Genomic DNA, 14,020 nt, shown 5'->3' on the forward strand with positions numbered 1-14,020 from the left:
TGGACGGGCTTGATTCCGATAAGTGGTTGATTTAGCGCTTTATCGGCAGCTGGGTGGTCGGAAACTTTTTACAGTGGGTGTTCGATAAGAAGAACGATTGTCCGACAGTTTGGACCCGCGGGATGCCGCCGAAAGGATCGTGACTGCTGGTATGGAAAACTGCCTGCAGCCAGTAGAATCGCGGTTTTGCGCACAAGGACGCCCCATGAGCCACTACCAGCCCGGCATTCTCGCCACCCCGGTTCCCAGCCAGGCCCGTCACCTGTTCTTCGACCTGCAGTCTGTCGAGCATTTGCCGGCCGCCCTCGACCGTCTGCAACGCCTGGTCGATGGCATGGGCGCCGTGGTCGGCTTCGGCGAGTCCCTGGTGCGTGCCCTGGGGCAACGAATCGAAGGCCTGCGCGATTTCCCGGCAATCTCCGGAATTGGCGTCGACAACCCCTCCACCCAGCACGCGCTGTGGATCTGGCTGCGCGGCACCGAGCGTGGCGAGTTGCTGCTGCGCACCCACGAGCTGCAGCGTGAACTGTCGCCGGCACTGGAACTGGTGGATGCGACCGAAGGCTTCCGTCACGGAGCCGGCCATGATCTGACCGGCTATGAAGACGGCACCGAGAACCCGCAAGACGAAGATGCGATCGGCGCCGCGATAGTCGCCGGCAGCGGTCGTGGTCTCGACGGCGGCAGCTTCGCCGCGATCCAGAAATGGCGGCATCAGCTGCAGATGTTCGCCGCCCTGCCGCAGGCCGAGCAGGACGACATCATCGGCCGGCGCAAGAGCGACAACGAGGAACTGGAAGAGGCGCCGGAGTCGGCCCACGTCAAGCGCACCGCCCAGGAGAGCTTCGAGCCGGAGGCCTTCGTGGTACGCCGTTCGATGCCTTGGACCGAAGGCAACGACGCCGGACTGATGTTCCTGGCCTTCGGTTGCACCCTGGATGCCTTCGAGGTGCAACTGCGGCGCATGAGCGGCCTGGAAGACGGCATCGTCGACGCCCTCTACCGCTTCAGCCGGCCGCTCACGGGCGGTTACTACTGGTGCCCGCCGTGCAATGCCGGTGTCCTCGACCTGAGCGCGCTGCTGTCGACCTGAAGCAATTCGCCGGGCCCTGGTGCCCGGCATTCTCTCAGCGGCTCAGATGAATGCGCATCTGGGTATAACCGTTGACGAAGCGACCGGTGCTACCGAAGGCGGCGTAGCGGAAGGCGCGGTGGCTCGAGGTCGCCGCGTTGCAATGCAGCCCGCGCAATTTTCGGTAGGCGGTTCGGTAGTGGTGCAGGAAGTTTTGCAAGGCGGCATCTCCATATGCGGGGTCCAGGTATTGCGCCGAAGGGGCGCTGCAAGCCTTTTGGGTTTCGTGAGCCATTAAATTGGCGTCAATGACCTGTTTTATTTGGCTTGCTTAAGAATCGCCGTAATTTTGTCGCCTTGTAATGGCCTTTGGCAATCGTGTGCTGAGCTTATTCGCTCGAACAAGAGCGAATGTTCCGACAAGAAGCAGAGAATGCGCTGGTAGACGCGGAGGCTTGACGGCGCTCCTGCGCTTCGCCTAAGTTGACCGCCATGCATCGCACATCCCTGAACGTCCGCCAGATCATTATTACCGCCATTACGCAATTGGCGGGTTAGCCGACGTCCACCGAACCCGCCCTGGAGGCGGGTTCTTTCTGAGACTGTCTCCCGGGCCCCGAACGAAGCGCCCAGCAGGAGACAGGCAATGAGCCCCCACAGCGTCACCCAGGCCATCGAACAGGCGGATCGACTGATCAACGCCCGGCAGTTCGACCCCCTAATGGATTTCTATACCGACGACGCCACCCTGGTGCTGCGCCCGGGCCTCAGCGTCTGCGGCAAGGCGCAGATCCGCCGTGCCTTCGACGCCATCGACCTGTACTTCCACGGTTGCCTGCAGGTCCGCCAGGCCGCCATGGAAGTGCTGGAGGCGGGCGACACCGCGCTCGTCCTGGCGCGCACCCTGGTGGCTGGCGAAACCGAAGAGGGCCCGCAGGTGCAGGCCCGCAAGGCGACCTACGTGTTCCGTCGCGAAGCCGACGGCCAATGGCGTTGCGCGGTCGACAACTCCTACGGCAGCGACCTTCTCGATGGCGCGCCCACTGGCAGCCGAACCCGGGGGATGACCGCATGAGCCAGGATGCGCTGCTGAAAAGCTACGTACGCAAGATCCTCGCCGCGCCGGTCTATGACGTGGCTATCGAGACTCCATTGCAACCCGCGCTGCAGCTGTCCGAGCGCCTGGGCAACCAGGTGCTGCTCAAGCGCGAGGACCTGCAGCCGGTGTTCTCCTTCAAGATTCGTGGCGCCTACAACAAACTGGCGCAGCTTTCCGCTGCCGAGCGCCAGCGCGGGGTGATTGCCGCGTCCGCCGGCAACCATGCGCAGGGCCTGGCCCTGGCGGCGAAGAAGCTGGGCGTCTCGGCGACCATCGTCATGCCGCGCACCACGCCGGAGCTGAAGGTGCAGGGCGTGCTGTCGCGCGGCGGCAAGGTGGTACTGCATGGCGACGCCTTCCCCGAGGCCCTGGCGCACGCGCTCGCCTTGGTCGAAGAGCACGGCTACACCTTCGTCCCACCTTACGACGATCCGGAAGTGATCGCCGGGCAGGGCACGGTGGCCATGGAAATCCTCCGCCAGCATCCGGGGCGACTGGACGCGATCTTCGTCCCGGTTGGCGGTGGCAGCCTGATCGCCGGCATCGCCGCCTACGTGAAGTACCTGCGCCCGGAAACCAAGGTCATCGGCGTCGAGCCGGACGATTCCAACTGCCTGCAGGCCGCGCTGGCCGCCGGCGAACGCGTGGTGCTGCCGCAGGTGGGGATCTTCGCCGACGGCGTGGCGGTGGCGCAGGTTGGCGCGCACAACTTCGAAGTCTGCCGGCATTACGTGGATGAGGTGATCACCGTCAGCAGCGACGAAATCTGCGCGGCGATCAAGGATATCTACGACGATACTCGCTCGATCACCGAACCTGCCGGCGCACTGGCGGTGGCCGGGATCAAGAAGTACGTCGAGCGCGAAGACGTCGCCGGGCAAACGCTGGTGGCCATCGACTCGGGTGCCAACATCAACTTCGATCGCCTGCGTCATGTCGCCGAGCGCGCCGAGTTGGGCGAAAAACGCGAGGCCATCCTGGCGGTGACCCTCCCCGAGCGGCCGGGCGCTTTCAAGGCGTTCTGCGAGGCGGTGGGCAAGCGGCAGATCACCGAGTTCAACTACCGCTACGACCGTAGCGAGGAAGCGCAGATCTTCGTCGGCATCCAGACCCATCCGCAGAACGACCCGCGCGCGGCGCTGGTGGATCGTTTGCGCGACCAGGGCTTCCCGGTGCTCGACCTGACCGAGAACGAGACTGCCAAGCTGCACATCCGCCACATGGTCGGCGGTCGCGCGCCGCAGGTGGAGCAGGAGCGCCTGTTCCGCTTCGAATTCCCCGAGCGACCGGGCGCGCTGTTCAACTTCCTCAACCAGCTCGGCGGGCGTTGGAACATCAGCCTGTTCCACTACCGGAACCACGGCGCTGCGGACGGTCGCGTGCTGGCCGGCCTGCAGGTGCCCGATCACGAATTGGGTGAGCTGGACGCGGTGCTGGGCGAGATCGGCTACCGCTACTGGAACGAGAGCGACAACCCGGCTTACCGCCTATTCATTGGCTAGGGCAGCGGCGCGAGCGTCTGCAGCAGGTCGCGCAGGCGATCCAGCGCCGGGTCGATGTCCAGCGTCTCGATGGCGCCGTAACCGATCAGCAGGCCGTCGCGCGTCGGCGGCTGCTGGAAGAACGGTGTCAGGCCGAGCAGGTCGAGGTCGACCTTGCGCGCCAGTTCCACCAGCTGCGGGATGTTCAGCGGCCGGCGGGCGAGAACCGCGAGATGGAAGCCGGCCACCGCCGGCACCAGCTCGAACCAGGGTGCCAGGTCGCCGGCGAAACGCTGCAGCAGGCGCTCGCGGCGGCTGGCGTAGATGGTGTGGCAGCGGCGGATGTGCTTGAGCAGGTGACCCTCCTGGAGAAAGCGCGCCAGCGCCCACTGGATCAGGGTCGAGGTGTGCCAGTCGGTCAGCTGCCGGGCAGCCCCAACCGCCTGCAGCAGCGCCGGCGGAAGCACCGCGTAGCCCAGGCGCAACTCCGGCAGCAGGGTCTTGGAGAAAGTGCCGACGTAGGCCACCAGACCGTGGCGGTCCAGGCTGTGCAGGGTGTCGTTGGGTCGCCCTTCATAGCGGAACTCGCAGTCGTAGTCGTCCTCGATGACGATGGCGCCAAGTTCCAAGGCGCGGTCGAGCAGGGCCTGGCGGCGGGCGGCTGACATCGGCATGCCGAGCGGGAACTGGTGCGACGGGGTCACGTAGATCAGCCGGGCATCGTCGGGAATGGCGTCCACGCGCAGTCCCTCGGCATCCACCGGCACGCCGACCACGCGGGCGCCCTGGGAGGCGAACAGCTGATACGCCGGTGGGTAGCCGGGCTCCTCGACGGCCACGCAGCAGCCCGGTTCGAGGAGTACCCGCGAGATGAGATCCAGCGCTTGCTGTGCACCGTTGCAAACCACCACGTCGTCCGCCGAGCAGCGCAGCCCGCGGGAGAAGGTCGCGTGGCGGGCGATGGCCTCGCGCAGCGCCGGCAGCCCTTCGGCCTGGCTGTACAGACCGCGCGCCTGTGCGCTTTGGCGCAGCGCGTACTGCACACAGCGACGCCATTCGTCCTGCGGGAAGTGGCTGGGGGAGGTCGCGCCGCCGATGAAGGAATAGCGCAGGCGAACGCCCAGGGCCGGGTGCTGCAACGCTCTGGAAATGCCGCGCCAATGCTCCAGCACTCTGGCGCTGGCGAGCTCGGTCGGCTGCTGTTTGTGCTGCTGGCGGGCGCTGTGGGCGTTGACGAAGGTGCCGACGCCGACCTTGCCGACCAGCAGGTTGTCGTAGGTCAGCTGGGCGTAGGCCTCGGCTACCGTCTTGCGCGACAGCCCCAGGTGCTCGGCGAGCAGGCGGGTCGGCGGCAGCTGGGTTCCGGCGGCCAGGCGACCGCTTTCGATGGACTCGCGCAGCTGGCGATAGAGCTGGCCGGTCAGGTCCTTGTCGCCCTCGATGACTACGTGAAGTTCCATGCCTGCGCTCCGTTTGCGATCTGCCGGATTATGCCGTTTGGACGGCGGCGCGCCAGTGGCCTCCCGCTTTTGCCGGGGATTGGCTATTGGGGCGTCCGGGGCGCGGGCGTAGCTTGGACCCATCGCGGCGACATGGCCGCCGAACCTGAAGGGGCACAGCGCCCGAGGAGATGCACGATGTCGATCCGTACCCCGCGCCACCTGTTGTTCGCCGGCCTGGCCCTGGCGTTTTCCCTGCCGGCGCTGGCCCATGACGAAAGCGGTGAGCACGAGAAGATCACCCCGCTGCAAGAGCATGCGCTGGCGGATGTCCCGGGCAAGAAGGGCCTGATGGTGGAAGTCAGCTACAAGCCCGGCCAGGTCTCGATTCCGCACCTGCACCAGGGCGCGGTGTTCGCCTACGTGCTGGAAGGTGCGGTGGTCTCGCAATTGCAAGGGCAGCAGCCGGTGACCTACAAGGCCGGCGACTCCTGGTACGAACCGGCCAACACGCCGCACCTGGTCTCGCGCAATGCCAGCGAAAGCAAGCCGGCGAAGTTGCTGGTGTGGCTGCTGCTAGACGAAAAGGCTCCGCCGCTGGTGCCGCTGAAACAGTGACAGCCTGATGCAGTCGTAGGAGCGGATCTTATCCGCGAAATTCTGGCATCCATGATCAGCTCCGCTCCCTCTCCCCAACCCTCTCCGGCAAGCGGGAGAGGGGGCTGTTCGGCGCGGGCGCAATGGTTGGAGTAACTCTGTAGGAGCGGATTCATCCGCGAAAATCCCCGCACCGATGCCATTGTGTAGGAGCGCGCCATGCGCGCGATTCGCGGCCATGGGCCGCTCCTACAGGGGATTCGTGTGTTGCGGCGGGGATACAGCGTGCGGGGCGGTTCGCGGATAAATCCGCTCCTACGGGTTGCAGGAGCGGATCGTCCGGCGGGGATCAGATCATGAAGCGCAGGATGTCCGCGCGGTTCATCTCGGTGCGGCCTTCCTCGTACCAGCGCGGGATCTCGTCGCGCAGGCCTTCCTTGGTGTCGTCCAGGTTGAAGGGCGCGGTGTAGCGCTTCTTGCGGTACGAATAGATGAAGTAGGTGCCGTCTCGGTAGAGGATGCGGTCGAAGGTGAAGAAGGCGATGTGCGAGCCGTTGCAGCGCGCGGTCAGCACCACGTCGCCTTCCTCGTAGGGCAGGGCGCCTTCGGCGCATTCGTAGGTGAAGAACTCCCGTACGTCGTCCCAGTCCACGCCGCTGCTGGCGCGCAGGTGGCTTTCGGCAGCGCTTTCGGAATCCTCGGAGTGGTCGCTGTACCAGATGAACAGCGGAATGCTCTGGTTGGAGTCCTCGCCCAGCCAGCTTTCGCCGTCCAGGTACTGCGCGGTGCGCGCCAGGCCTGCCTGCATGCGGCGGTGGTGGAAGCGGTAGGTTTCCAGTTCCTCGTCGAAGGCCTCGCTGTCGCTGGCCAGCAGAACGCCTTCGGTGGCCTTGAGCTGCGCGACGCGGGCCAGCTGCTCCTGATAGAGCGCGGCGTCCTGGATCACCACGGCATTGTCGCGGGTCAGGCTGACGCCGATCTCGGTGAAGTTGGCGCTGCCGAGGATGACGATGTCCGGTTCGACCAGGTAGAGCTTCCAGTGGATGCTCTTCTGGTAGCGGAAGTCCACGTGCAGGGTGAGGTCCGCGCCGCCTTCGGCGATGCAGAACTCGATGAAGTCCGGCGAGGTGAAGGAGTTGATCGTGCCGACGACGATGTCCAGGCGGTTGCCGTTGTCGCGCAGGCTCTGGACCAGCGCTTCGGTACCGGCGGCGAAGGCGGAGACGACCGTGATTTTCTTGTCGCGCAGCTGGCCGAGGTAGCGGGCGAGGTCGTTTTGATTATCGAGGATCTGCATAGGTGCTCCAGCAGCGTTGATTCTGCAAATGCCGCCATTGTCGCATGCCCGCAAGGGCGGTTCCACGGAGGCCGCGCAAACCCTTGCGGTAGAGCAAGGCGCCGCCACGGGATGGCGAATCGCAGGCAAAAAAAGGCCCGCCAGAGGCGGGCCGAAGCGGAACCAAAGGAGTTGCAGACTCAGTCGCCCATGCCATCGGTGACGGCGATGCCCTGGGCGCGCATGGCGGAGATCAGCTTGGCGCGCGTTCCAGGCAGGTTGAGCAGGGTTTCGTGGCGAATGCTCGCCACTTCCTCGCCGGTATAGGGCGTGTACTGCTCCGGCATGCTGGCGCCGGCCATGCCGTCCTTGCGCAGCAGCCAGTTGAGCATGTCGGCCAGTTGCGCATCGTTGAGCGGGGACATCGACATGCCCGGCACCCGCACGAGGAACTGACGGCCGCCCTCGACCTTGAGGAAGTTGCCGACGAAGCCCTGCATGCGCGGCACGTCGTTGGACTTCGAACCCATGCCGTTGCTCAGGTGGCAGCCGGCGCAGGCCAACTGGTAGTTGGTCGCGTTGCTGTAGCCGGCCTGGGCGATCGGCGTCTGCGGCGCCTCGTTGCCCGGTGCGTGCTTCTGGTGCGGGTCGGGAATGCTGCGCGCCTGGGTCAGCGGGCTGGCCAGCAGGCAGAGCAGGGCGAGGCTCGACAGCGTGCGCTTCATGGCGAACCTACACCGCGACGCCGCGGATCACCGAGACGGTGCAGTTGTAGATGTGCGACTTGGCCGCCAGGCACCAGTTCACGTCGTTGTTGTTGAACGGACGGTAGGCCGGCTCTTCCGAGTCGTTGCGGGTACAGGCGCACTGGACGCAGCTGTGCTTACCGCAGCAGTCGTTATAGGAAATGATGTAGTTCTTGCCGTCGGCCGGGTTGCGGCAGGTGCCGATCCAGCTCACCTGGGAGACTTCGGTGCCCGGCGGGCAACTGGTGGTGGTGCCGCCGCAGCAGGAGCAGAGGAAGCCGTCGATGGAGCAGTAGCGCCAGTAGTCGCAGCTGTTCGGATCGCCCGGGTCGCCGGCCATCGGCTTGTCGGCGGCCAGGGCCTTGCTGGTGCGATCGATCGGCAGCAGCAGGGGCACGGCGGCACCGGCGACCATCAGCGAGCCCATGCGTGCCAGCAGCTTGCGGCGGGAAGTGGTGTCGGCCACGTGGCGGGTGGAGCGCTCGAAGAACTTGTCGAGGAGTTTCATCGGGTATCCCTTTTATTGTCAGTGGCTGTGCGAGTGCGAGTGACCGTGGGCCTGCTGGCCATGCAGGTGTTGCTGCAGGGTGGCGCTGCCCAGGTGCTCGGTCTCGAACAGGCTGTCCAGGTGTTCGCGGGAGTTCACCAGGCCCTTGGCGCGCAGCACGCCGGCCTTGTCGACCAGTGCTGCATAGGGCAGCTTGCCGATCTGGTAGGTCATGCCGACTTCCGGGCCGACCACGTAGGTGGAGTCTTCCAGCTTGTGCTCGGTGATCAGCTTGAGCTGGTCTTCCGGGTCGCCGTCGCTGACGTAGACCACTTCCAGGCGGTCGGCCTGTTCCTTGGCGATGGACTTGATGGCCGGCAGCAGCGACTTGCAGATCGGGCAGGTCGGCGAGAGGAAGAACAGCAGCTGGGCCTTGTCGCCGGCGTAGCCGAAGTTCACCGGGCGACCGTTACGGTCGGCGGCGGTCACTTGCGGAGCGGGCTCGTTGACCGCCACGCCCTTGTCGACCATCAGCGCGCCAGCCGGCGCGATGCGTCCGTGGAGGACACCGATCTGGCGCACCAGACCCATGACCACGAAGGCCAGGGCGAGCAGCAGCAGCCAGAGAAGTACGTTGGAAACGATCATGGCTTCCATGGTTCACCTACCAATGAGTTTGAGCAGACGGGGGCCGTTGGCGAGCAGGCCATCGGCGGCGGCATAGAGGAGCAGGGCGACGGCGCTGGCGGCCAGGGTCACGAAGCCGTCGAACAGGCCCAGTTCGCGAGCCTGCGGATGCACGCTGGCGAGCAGCGCCAGGGCGACCAGCACGGCGTTGCGCGCCAGCAGTACCGGACGCAGCGGCTGGGCCTGGTCGGGCCCGGCGCAACCGCAGTCGATGTCGCGGCGGCCACGCCACAGGTTGATGCCGATGGCGGCGGCGTACAGCGCGATCAGCGCCGCCGCCGCGAGTGCGGCGAGCGAACGGCTGGCCGGCACCAGCAGGGCGAAGGCGACAGCGCCCTCGACCAGCGGCAGCAGCCGGGCGGCGGGCTTCAGCAGTGCCTGCGGCAGCAGCTGATAGTCCTCCAGTTGGCGCACGAAGCGCCCCGGCGCGCGCCACTTGTGGCTGGCGGCGCTGGCCAGGATCACCGCAACCGAGACGGCGGCGGCGATCACGTAGATGGGATCGGGTTGCATGCTCATGCCCCTTTAGTGGGTCAGGACCTGGGTGGGCGTCTTGGCGATCTTCTCCATGGTGCCGGTCAGCTTGCCGGTCTTCAGGTCGAAGACGTTCAGCCCGCCCATGACGTCGGCGCCCAGCAGCAGCGGCGCATCATCGGTGGTGGCGGTCATGCTCCAGATCGGGTTGGGCGAGCTCAGGGTGCCGATCTTCTTGTGCGTCTTCAGATCGTAGACCCAGATGTCGGTGGCCGGATCTTCCCACTTCATCGCTTCGTGCTTGTCATGCATCAGCACGTAGAGGCGGTTCAGTTTCGGCGCCAGGGCGATTTCCTGCCAGCCGCCCGGGGCCCAGCCAGCCTTGCGCTCTTCGTCGGTGGTCAGCGACCAGGTCGGCAGGACCTTGGGCTGCTTGCCGGAGAAGTCGATGGTGTGGATGGTGCCTTCGGTGGTGGTGAAGTAGTAGGTGTCGCCATTGGCGATGCCGCGCTCCACCAGCTTGTCCTTGTTCGGATCGAAGAACGGCGTACGGCTGCGCGCGACTTCCTTGCCGTCTTCACCCAGGGTCACCAGCTGCATGCTGCCGTCGCCGCACATGGAGGCGAAGCCGCGCTTGCCAACCGGGTAGTCGAGTACGCAGCCGGGCAGGGCGATCTCGCTGGTCACGGCCTTGGACTGGGTGTCGACCACGGTCACCGAGGTGGACGGGGTGAAGTTGTAGATGTAGACGAAGCGGTCGTCGCTGCTGGAACCGATGCCGTAGCGCTGGGTGAGCGACTCGGAGCGCTTGCTTGGAATGACCACTTCCCAGGCCGGGGCCAGGGTCGAGGTATCCCAGGCGGTCAGCACGTCGGTGCGGGTGCCACGGGTGCCGCGCGAGTAGTACAGGTCAGCGCTGTACAGGTAGCGCTTGTCGTTGCTCAGGGTCGAGGGGGCGGCGAAGCCGGTGCTGACCATGCCGAGCATCTTCTTCTTCTCGGGGTCGACCACCGTCACGCGACCGATCACGAAACTCTCGAACTCGACGTCGATGATGTAGGCGCGGTGCGGGCTGGGCGGGAACGGCAGGGTTTCCTGGCCGATGGTTTCGGCCGGAAGGTCTGCATAGGCGCCGCCTGCTGCCGCCAGCGAGACGCCGAGTGCGAGCATGGTACGGGCAAGGATCCTGGTTATTCGCATGGGGGGAGGCTCCCTCGATTTTTGTTGGCTGTCGGATCGCGGATCGGTTCTGGGCAAAAGACTGCAGTCCTAGTCTGCCGCGGGTGTTTGTGCGTTGACTTGCTCTGCGTGCCAAGCGCTTGTGTGTCCCTGACAGCGTTTTCGCCAGCGTGCCGGAACAAGCATTGGCGCGCTTTGCGCGGCCTGCCTCACCGCTGGTCGGCGAGGTCTGCGCAGGGCAGCGAGAAGCAGAACATGGCGCCGCCGGAATCGACGTTCTGCGCCCAGATATCGCCGCGGTGGCGCGAGACGATGTTGCGGCACAGGGCAAGGCCAATGCCGTTGCCGCTGACCTTGGAGCTGAAGAAACCGTCGAACAGGCGTTCGCGCGCGCCGGCGTCGATGCCGCGCCCGCTGTCCTCGACGCAGAGCACCGCGTTGTCGCCGTCACGCCAGGTATGGATGCGCAGCCGACGGCGCCCGGCGGGCAGCTCGGCCATCTCCTCGATGGCGTTGAAGGCGAGGTTGAGGATCACCTGGCCGATCAGCACTTTCTCGCAGCTCACCGGCAGCGCCTCGGCGCAGGGCGCCAGCTCCAGGCGGACACCGGCCGGCTGGCCCTTGAGGTCGATGAAGTAGCGTGCGTCGGCGAGCAGTTCGTTGAGGTCGACGCGCTGCTCGGCCTGCTCCAGGCGCACCACGTATTCGCGCACGCTCTTGATGATCAGCGAGGCGTGCTCGATTTGCCGCACCGCGCTATCCAGGCCCCAGGCCAGCGACGGATCGACCTCGCCCTGGCGGCCCAGGCGGATCGCCGTGCCCTCGATGAAATTGCGGGTGGCCGCCAGAGGCTGGCTGAGCTCATGGGCGATCGCCACGGCCATTTCACCCATGGCGTTGTAGCGCGCCAGGTACTCCAGCTTCTGCTCGCTCTGCCGGCGGGCTTCCTCGGCGCGCACCTGTTCGCTGACGTCACGGAACAGCAGCAGGTGGCCGCTCAGGTCGTCCTCCAGCTCGATGTAGCGGCAGGTCGCGTGGTGCCAGCGCCATTCGCCGTCGGCGCGCTGCAGGTGGTAATGCACGCTGTAGGGTTCGCGGCTGGGCGGGGTGCGGCCCAGGTGTTCGAGCAGGCGCTGGCGCGAACGCTCGTCGCAGGCGTCGAGGAAGTTGCGGCCCAGTGCCTTGCGATCGGCGGCGCCGAGCAGGGTGAGGGCGGAATCGCTGATGTAGCGGATCTCGCCGTGCGGGCCGAGCACCGCCACGCCCTCGGCGAGGTCCTGCAGGAAGGTCTTCAGCCGGCTCTCGGTGCGCTTGAGCTCGCGCTTGACCTTGTCCTCTTTCGAGATGTCGCGGAACTGCACCATCAGCACGTCGCGCTCGGCGAGGTGGACGAGGGTGGCCACCGCCTCGGAAAGAATGTCCACGCCCTGCTTGGAGCGGTAGCACCACTCGATGGTGCGCTGCCCGGTGCGAGCCGCGCCCTCCAGCCAGCGCAGGCCGATGGAACGGCGGTACTTGGGCGCCGGGCTGGTCATGTCCGGGGCCTTCAGCGGCACCAGTTCCTCCAGGCTGAAACCCAGCACGCGCAGCGCGGCGCCGTTGGCCCAGAGAATCTCCTTGGTCTGGGCGTCGTGCAGGATGATGCACAGCGGCATGGCTTCGATGAGGGCGTGGAAGTCGGATTCGGCAGGCTGGAACATGGCGGGCAACTCTAATGACGGTGCGCGTTTCCCGCGGTGGCGGGGGTACGGCTTTATAGCGCGCAGCCTAGCTTGTCGGCGCTAGGAAACAACCCGGCGGGGAATAGGGGATTCCTTTAGAACGCGGGCGGCACGCCCCAATAGAGGCACTCTCGGCACGCTCCCTACACTGGGCCCCATCGACGACCGCCGGCTTCCCCGGACGGTCGGCCCACAAGAACACAGGGAGACGCCCATGTCGCGTTCAGTCGCCGCCGAAATTGATTCGACCCTCGCCAGCCGCGCTGCGCTTTTCGAGCAGGTCCTCGAAGAAGTCCGCCAGCGCCGCGACGAGTTCGACGCCCGCTCCCACGTGCCGCGCGACATGATCGAGCGCTTCATCGAAGTCGGCATCTACCGCGCCGCGACCCCGCGCTGCTTCGGTGGTGACGCGCTGCCGCCGGCCGAGTTCCTGCGCCTGATCGAGCGTATCTCCGAAGCCGACGGCTCGGCCGGCTGGGTCGCCAGCTTCGGCAGCGCCAGCACCTACCTCACCGCATTGCCGCGCGAAACCCTCGCCGAGCTGTACAAGGACGGCCCGGACCTGGTGTTCGCCGGCGGCCTGTTCCCGATCCAGCCGGCCGAGCAGGTCGAAGGCGGCTGGAAGGTCAAGGGCACCTGGAAGTTTGCCAGCGGCTGCAAGGGCGCGGACGTGCTCGGCGTCGGCATCGGCATCGGCGGCCCGGGCGGCAAGCCGCGCACCGCGCTGCTGCGTGCCCGTGACGTGGAGATCGTCGAGAACTGGGACGTGGTCGGCCTCAAGGGCACCGGCAGCCACGACCTGCGCCTGAATGACGTCTTCGTGCCGGATGCCTGGACCTTCATCCGCGGCGGCCAGAGCAATATCGACGAGCCGCTGTACCGCTACCCGACCATCGCCTACGCAGCGCAAGTGCTGGCGGTGGTCAACCTGGGCCTGGCCCGCGCCGCCCTCGACGAGATCGCCCGCATGGCCTCCGGCAGCGGCGTGACCGGCGCGCCGAAGCTCTCCGATCGTGCCTATGTACGCATCGAGATGGGCAAGGCCGAAGCTCAGCTGCACGCCGCGCGCGGCTTCTTCTACGACGCCACCGAGCAGGTCTGGGCCTCGATCCTCGCCGGCAATCCGGTGACGCCCGAGCAGGTCAGCCTGCTGCGCCTGTCCGCCGTGCATGTATCGCGCGCCGGTGCCGAAGTCGTGCAGCGCGCCTACAGCCTGGCAGGCACCACCGCCATCTACCTGCGCCACCCGCTGCAGCGCTACCTGCGCGACGCCATGGTGGTGACCCAGCACGCCTTCCTCAGCGACGGCATGTACGACGGCGCCGGTGCGGTGCTGCTCGATGTGCCGCCGTTCCCCGGCTACCTCTGATCGACACAAGGACAAGAAACCATGACCCGTCCCACCGCCGAACCCATGCGCGTGCTGTTCTGCATCGGCATCACGCAGAACTTCTTCGACCTGCCCACCGGTGAGGGCCTCAGCGTCTGGAAAGGCTTCAGCCAGATGATGGGCGAACTGGGCGCGCTGCCCGGCATGAACGTCCTCGGTGTACTGGACGACGACCGCCTGATGGTCGGCGCTTCCACTACTTCGCCCTGGACCGTCTACATCATGGCCGACGTCGACTGCCACCAGACCGTGGTGGACGCCTGCAACCTGTTCCGTACCGTGCCGGTCGGCGAATACAGCCTGTGGAAGTACGCCAAGATCGAAGCGCGCATCGGCCGTCCGCTGACCATCCCTGAAGCTGCGCGGAGCTAA

General features: G+C 66.2%; 15 protein-coding genes. 6 read left to right on the forward strand and 9 right to left on the reverse strand.

Features of this window, described 5'->3' with window-relative positions:
• Window positions 1-205: 205 nt before the first annotated feature.
• Entirely contained in the window at window positions 206-1,093 is an 888-nt protein-coding gene (locus PKB_RS13040) for a Dyp-type peroxidase (RefSeq protein ID WP_043252316.1), read from the forward strand.
• Window positions 1,094-1,127: 34 nt separating this feature from the next.
• Here PKB_RS13040 and PKB_RS29600 read toward each other — a convergent pair whose 3' ends face one another.
• On the reverse strand, window positions 1,128-1,292 hold the full coding sequence (locus PKB_RS29600) for a hypothetical protein (RefSeq protein WP_156958030.1): 165 nt from the start codon (window positions 1,290-1,292) through the stop codon (window positions 1,128-1,130).
• A 426-nt stretch (window positions 1,293-1,718) separates the two neighbouring features.
• Between PKB_RS29600 and PKB_RS13045 the strand changes: the two genes are divergently transcribed.
• Window positions 1,719-2,147, forward strand: coding sequence for a YybH family protein (locus PKB_RS13045; protein ID WP_052355273.1), 429 nt, complete (start codon window positions 1,719-1,721; stop codon window positions 2,145-2,147).
• Window positions 2,148-2,158: 11 nt separating this feature from the next.
• On the forward strand, window positions 2,159-3,673 hold the full coding sequence (gene ilvA / locus PKB_RS13050) for a threonine ammonia-lyase, biosynthetic (RefSeq protein ID WP_043257281.1): 1,515 nt from the start codon (window positions 2,159-2,161) through the stop codon (window positions 3,671-3,673).
• Here the strand turns inward: ilvA and pdxR are convergent.
• Window positions 3,670-5,112 (reverse strand): MocR-like pyridoxine biosynthesis transcription factor PdxR, encoded by a 1,443-nt coding sequence (pdxR, locus tag PKB_RS13055; RefSeq protein WP_043252317.1) that lies wholly within the window; start codon window positions 5,110-5,112, stop codon window positions 3,670-3,672. The genes ilvA and pdxR overlap by 4 nt on opposite strands.
• Before the next feature lie 177 nt (window positions 5,113-5,289).
• Between pdxR and PKB_RS13060 the strand changes: the two genes are divergently transcribed.
• Window positions 5,290-5,709, forward strand: coding sequence for a cupin domain-containing protein (locus PKB_RS13060; protein WP_043252318.1), 420 nt, complete (start codon window positions 5,290-5,292; stop codon window positions 5,707-5,709).
• Between the two features lie 328 nt (window positions 5,710-6,037).
• On the opposite strand, the gene PKB_RS13065 is transcribed toward PKB_RS13060, so the two are convergent.
• From PKB_RS13065 to PKB_RS13095, 7 genes are all read right to left on the reverse strand, one after another.
• A complete protein-coding gene (locus PKB_RS13065; protein ID WP_043252319.1) occupies window positions 6,038-6,985 on the reverse strand; it encodes a phospholipase D family protein in 948 nt (315 codons plus the stop codon).
• Between the two features lie 179 nt (window positions 6,986-7,164).
• The gene (locus PKB_RS13070) at window positions 7,165-7,689 is read right to left on the reverse strand and encodes a cytochrome c family protein (RefSeq protein ID WP_043252320.1); all 525 of its coding nucleotides are present in this window, start codon (window positions 7,687-7,689) and stop codon (window positions 7,165-7,167) included.
• 7 nt (window positions 7,690-7,696) lie between these two features.
• A complete protein-coding gene (locus PKB_RS13075) occupies window positions 7,697-8,218 on the reverse strand; it encodes a methylamine dehydrogenase light chain (protein ID WP_043252323.1) in 522 nt (173 codons plus the stop codon).
• A gap of 18 nt (window positions 8,219-8,236) precedes the next feature.
• The gene (gene mauD, locus PKB_RS13080; RefSeq protein WP_043252325.1) at window positions 8,237-8,854 is read right to left on the reverse strand and encodes a methylamine dehydrogenase accessory protein MauD; all 618 of its coding nucleotides are present in this window, start codon (window positions 8,852-8,854) and stop codon (window positions 8,237-8,239) included.
• A gap of 3 nt (window positions 8,855-8,857) precedes the next feature.
• Window positions 8,858-9,397: a MauE/DoxX family redox-associated membrane protein gene (locus PKB_RS13085; RefSeq protein WP_043257282.1), complete on the reverse strand. Its 540-nt coding sequence runs from the start codon at window positions 9,395-9,397 to the stop codon at window positions 8,858-8,860.
• A 12-nt stretch (window positions 9,398-9,409) separates the two neighbouring features.
• Window positions 9,410-10,558 (reverse strand): amine dehydrogenase large subunit, encoded by a 1,149-nt coding sequence (locus tag PKB_RS13090; protein ID WP_043252328.1) that lies wholly within the window; start codon window positions 10,556-10,558, stop codon window positions 9,410-9,412.
• Window positions 10,559-10,746: 188 nt separating this feature from the next.
• Entirely contained in the window at window positions 10,747-12,237 is a 1,491-nt protein-coding gene (locus PKB_RS13095; RefSeq protein ID WP_043252330.1) for a PAS domain-containing sensor histidine kinase, read from the reverse strand.
• 235 nt (window positions 12,238-12,472) lie between these two features.
• Between PKB_RS13095 and PKB_RS13100 the strand changes: the two genes are divergently transcribed.
• Both PKB_RS13100 and PKB_RS13105 read left to right on the forward strand, forming a co-directional pair.
• A complete protein-coding gene (locus PKB_RS13100; protein ID WP_043252333.1) occupies window positions 12,473-13,627 on the forward strand; it encodes an acyl-CoA dehydrogenase family protein in 1,155 nt (384 codons plus the stop codon).
• 21 nt (window positions 13,628-13,648) lie between these two features.
• Window positions 13,649-14,020: a hypothetical protein gene (locus PKB_RS13105; protein ID WP_043252335.1), complete on the forward strand. Its 372-nt coding sequence runs from the start codon at window positions 13,649-13,651 to the stop codon at window positions 14,018-14,020.

The sequence above is a fragment of the Pseudomonas knackmussii B13 genome (genome assembly GCF_000689415.1).
Taxonomy (GTDB): Bacteria; Pseudomonadota; Gammaproteobacteria; order Pseudomonadales; family Pseudomonadaceae; genus Pseudomonas; species Pseudomonas knackmussii.

Excerpts from the sequence above, each read along its gene's own strand:
- PKB_RS13075 (WP_043252323.1), bottom strand. The coding sequence starts at position 8,218 with ATGAAACTCCTCGACAAGTTCTTCGAGCGCTCCACCCGCCACGTGGCC.
- PKB_RS13100 (WP_043252333.1), top strand. The coding sequence starts at position 12,473 with ATGTCGCGTTCAGTCGCCGCCGAAATTGATTCGACCCTCGCCAGCCGC.
- PKB_RS13085 (WP_043257282.1), bottom strand. The coding sequence starts at position 9,397 with ATGCAACCCGATCCCATCTACGTGATCGCCGCCGCCGTCTCGGTTGCG.
- PKB_RS13105 (WP_043252335.1), top strand. The coding sequence starts at position 13,649 with ATGACCCGTCCCACCGCCGAACCCATGCGCGTGCTGTTCTGCATCGGC.
- PKB_RS13045 (WP_052355273.1), top strand. The coding sequence starts at position 1,719 with ATGAGCCCCCACAGCGTCACCCAGGCCATCGAACAGGCGGATCGACTG.
- PKB_RS13060 (WP_043252318.1), top strand. The coding sequence starts at position 5,290 with ATGTCGATCCGTACCCCGCGCCACCTGTTGTTCGCCGGCCTGGCCCTG.
- pdxR (WP_043252317.1), bottom strand. The coding sequence starts at position 5,112 with ATGGAACTTCACGTAGTCATCGAGGGCGACAAGGACCTGACCGGCCAG.
- mauD (WP_043252325.1), bottom strand. The coding sequence starts at position 8,854 with ATGGAAGCCATGATCGTTTCCAACGTACTTCTCTGGCTGCTGCTGCTC.
- PKB_RS13095 (WP_043252330.1), bottom strand. The coding sequence starts at position 12,237 with ATGTTCCAGCCTGCCGAATCCGACTTCCACGCCCTCATCGAAGCCATG.
- PKB_RS13090 (WP_043252328.1), bottom strand. The coding sequence starts at position 10,558 with ATGCGAATAACCAGGATCCTTGCCCGTACCATGCTCGCACTCGGCGTC.
- PKB_RS13065 (WP_043252319.1), bottom strand. The coding sequence starts at position 6,985 with ATGCAGATCCTCGATAATCAAAACGACCTCGCCCGCTACCTCGGCCAG.
- PKB_RS13040 (WP_043252316.1), top strand. The coding sequence starts at position 206 with ATGAGCCACTACCAGCCCGGCATTCTCGCCACCCCGGTTCCCAGCCAG.
- PKB_RS13070 (WP_043252320.1), bottom strand. The coding sequence starts at position 7,689 with ATGAAGCGCACGCTGTCGAGCCTCGCCCTGCTCTGCCTGCTGGCCAGC.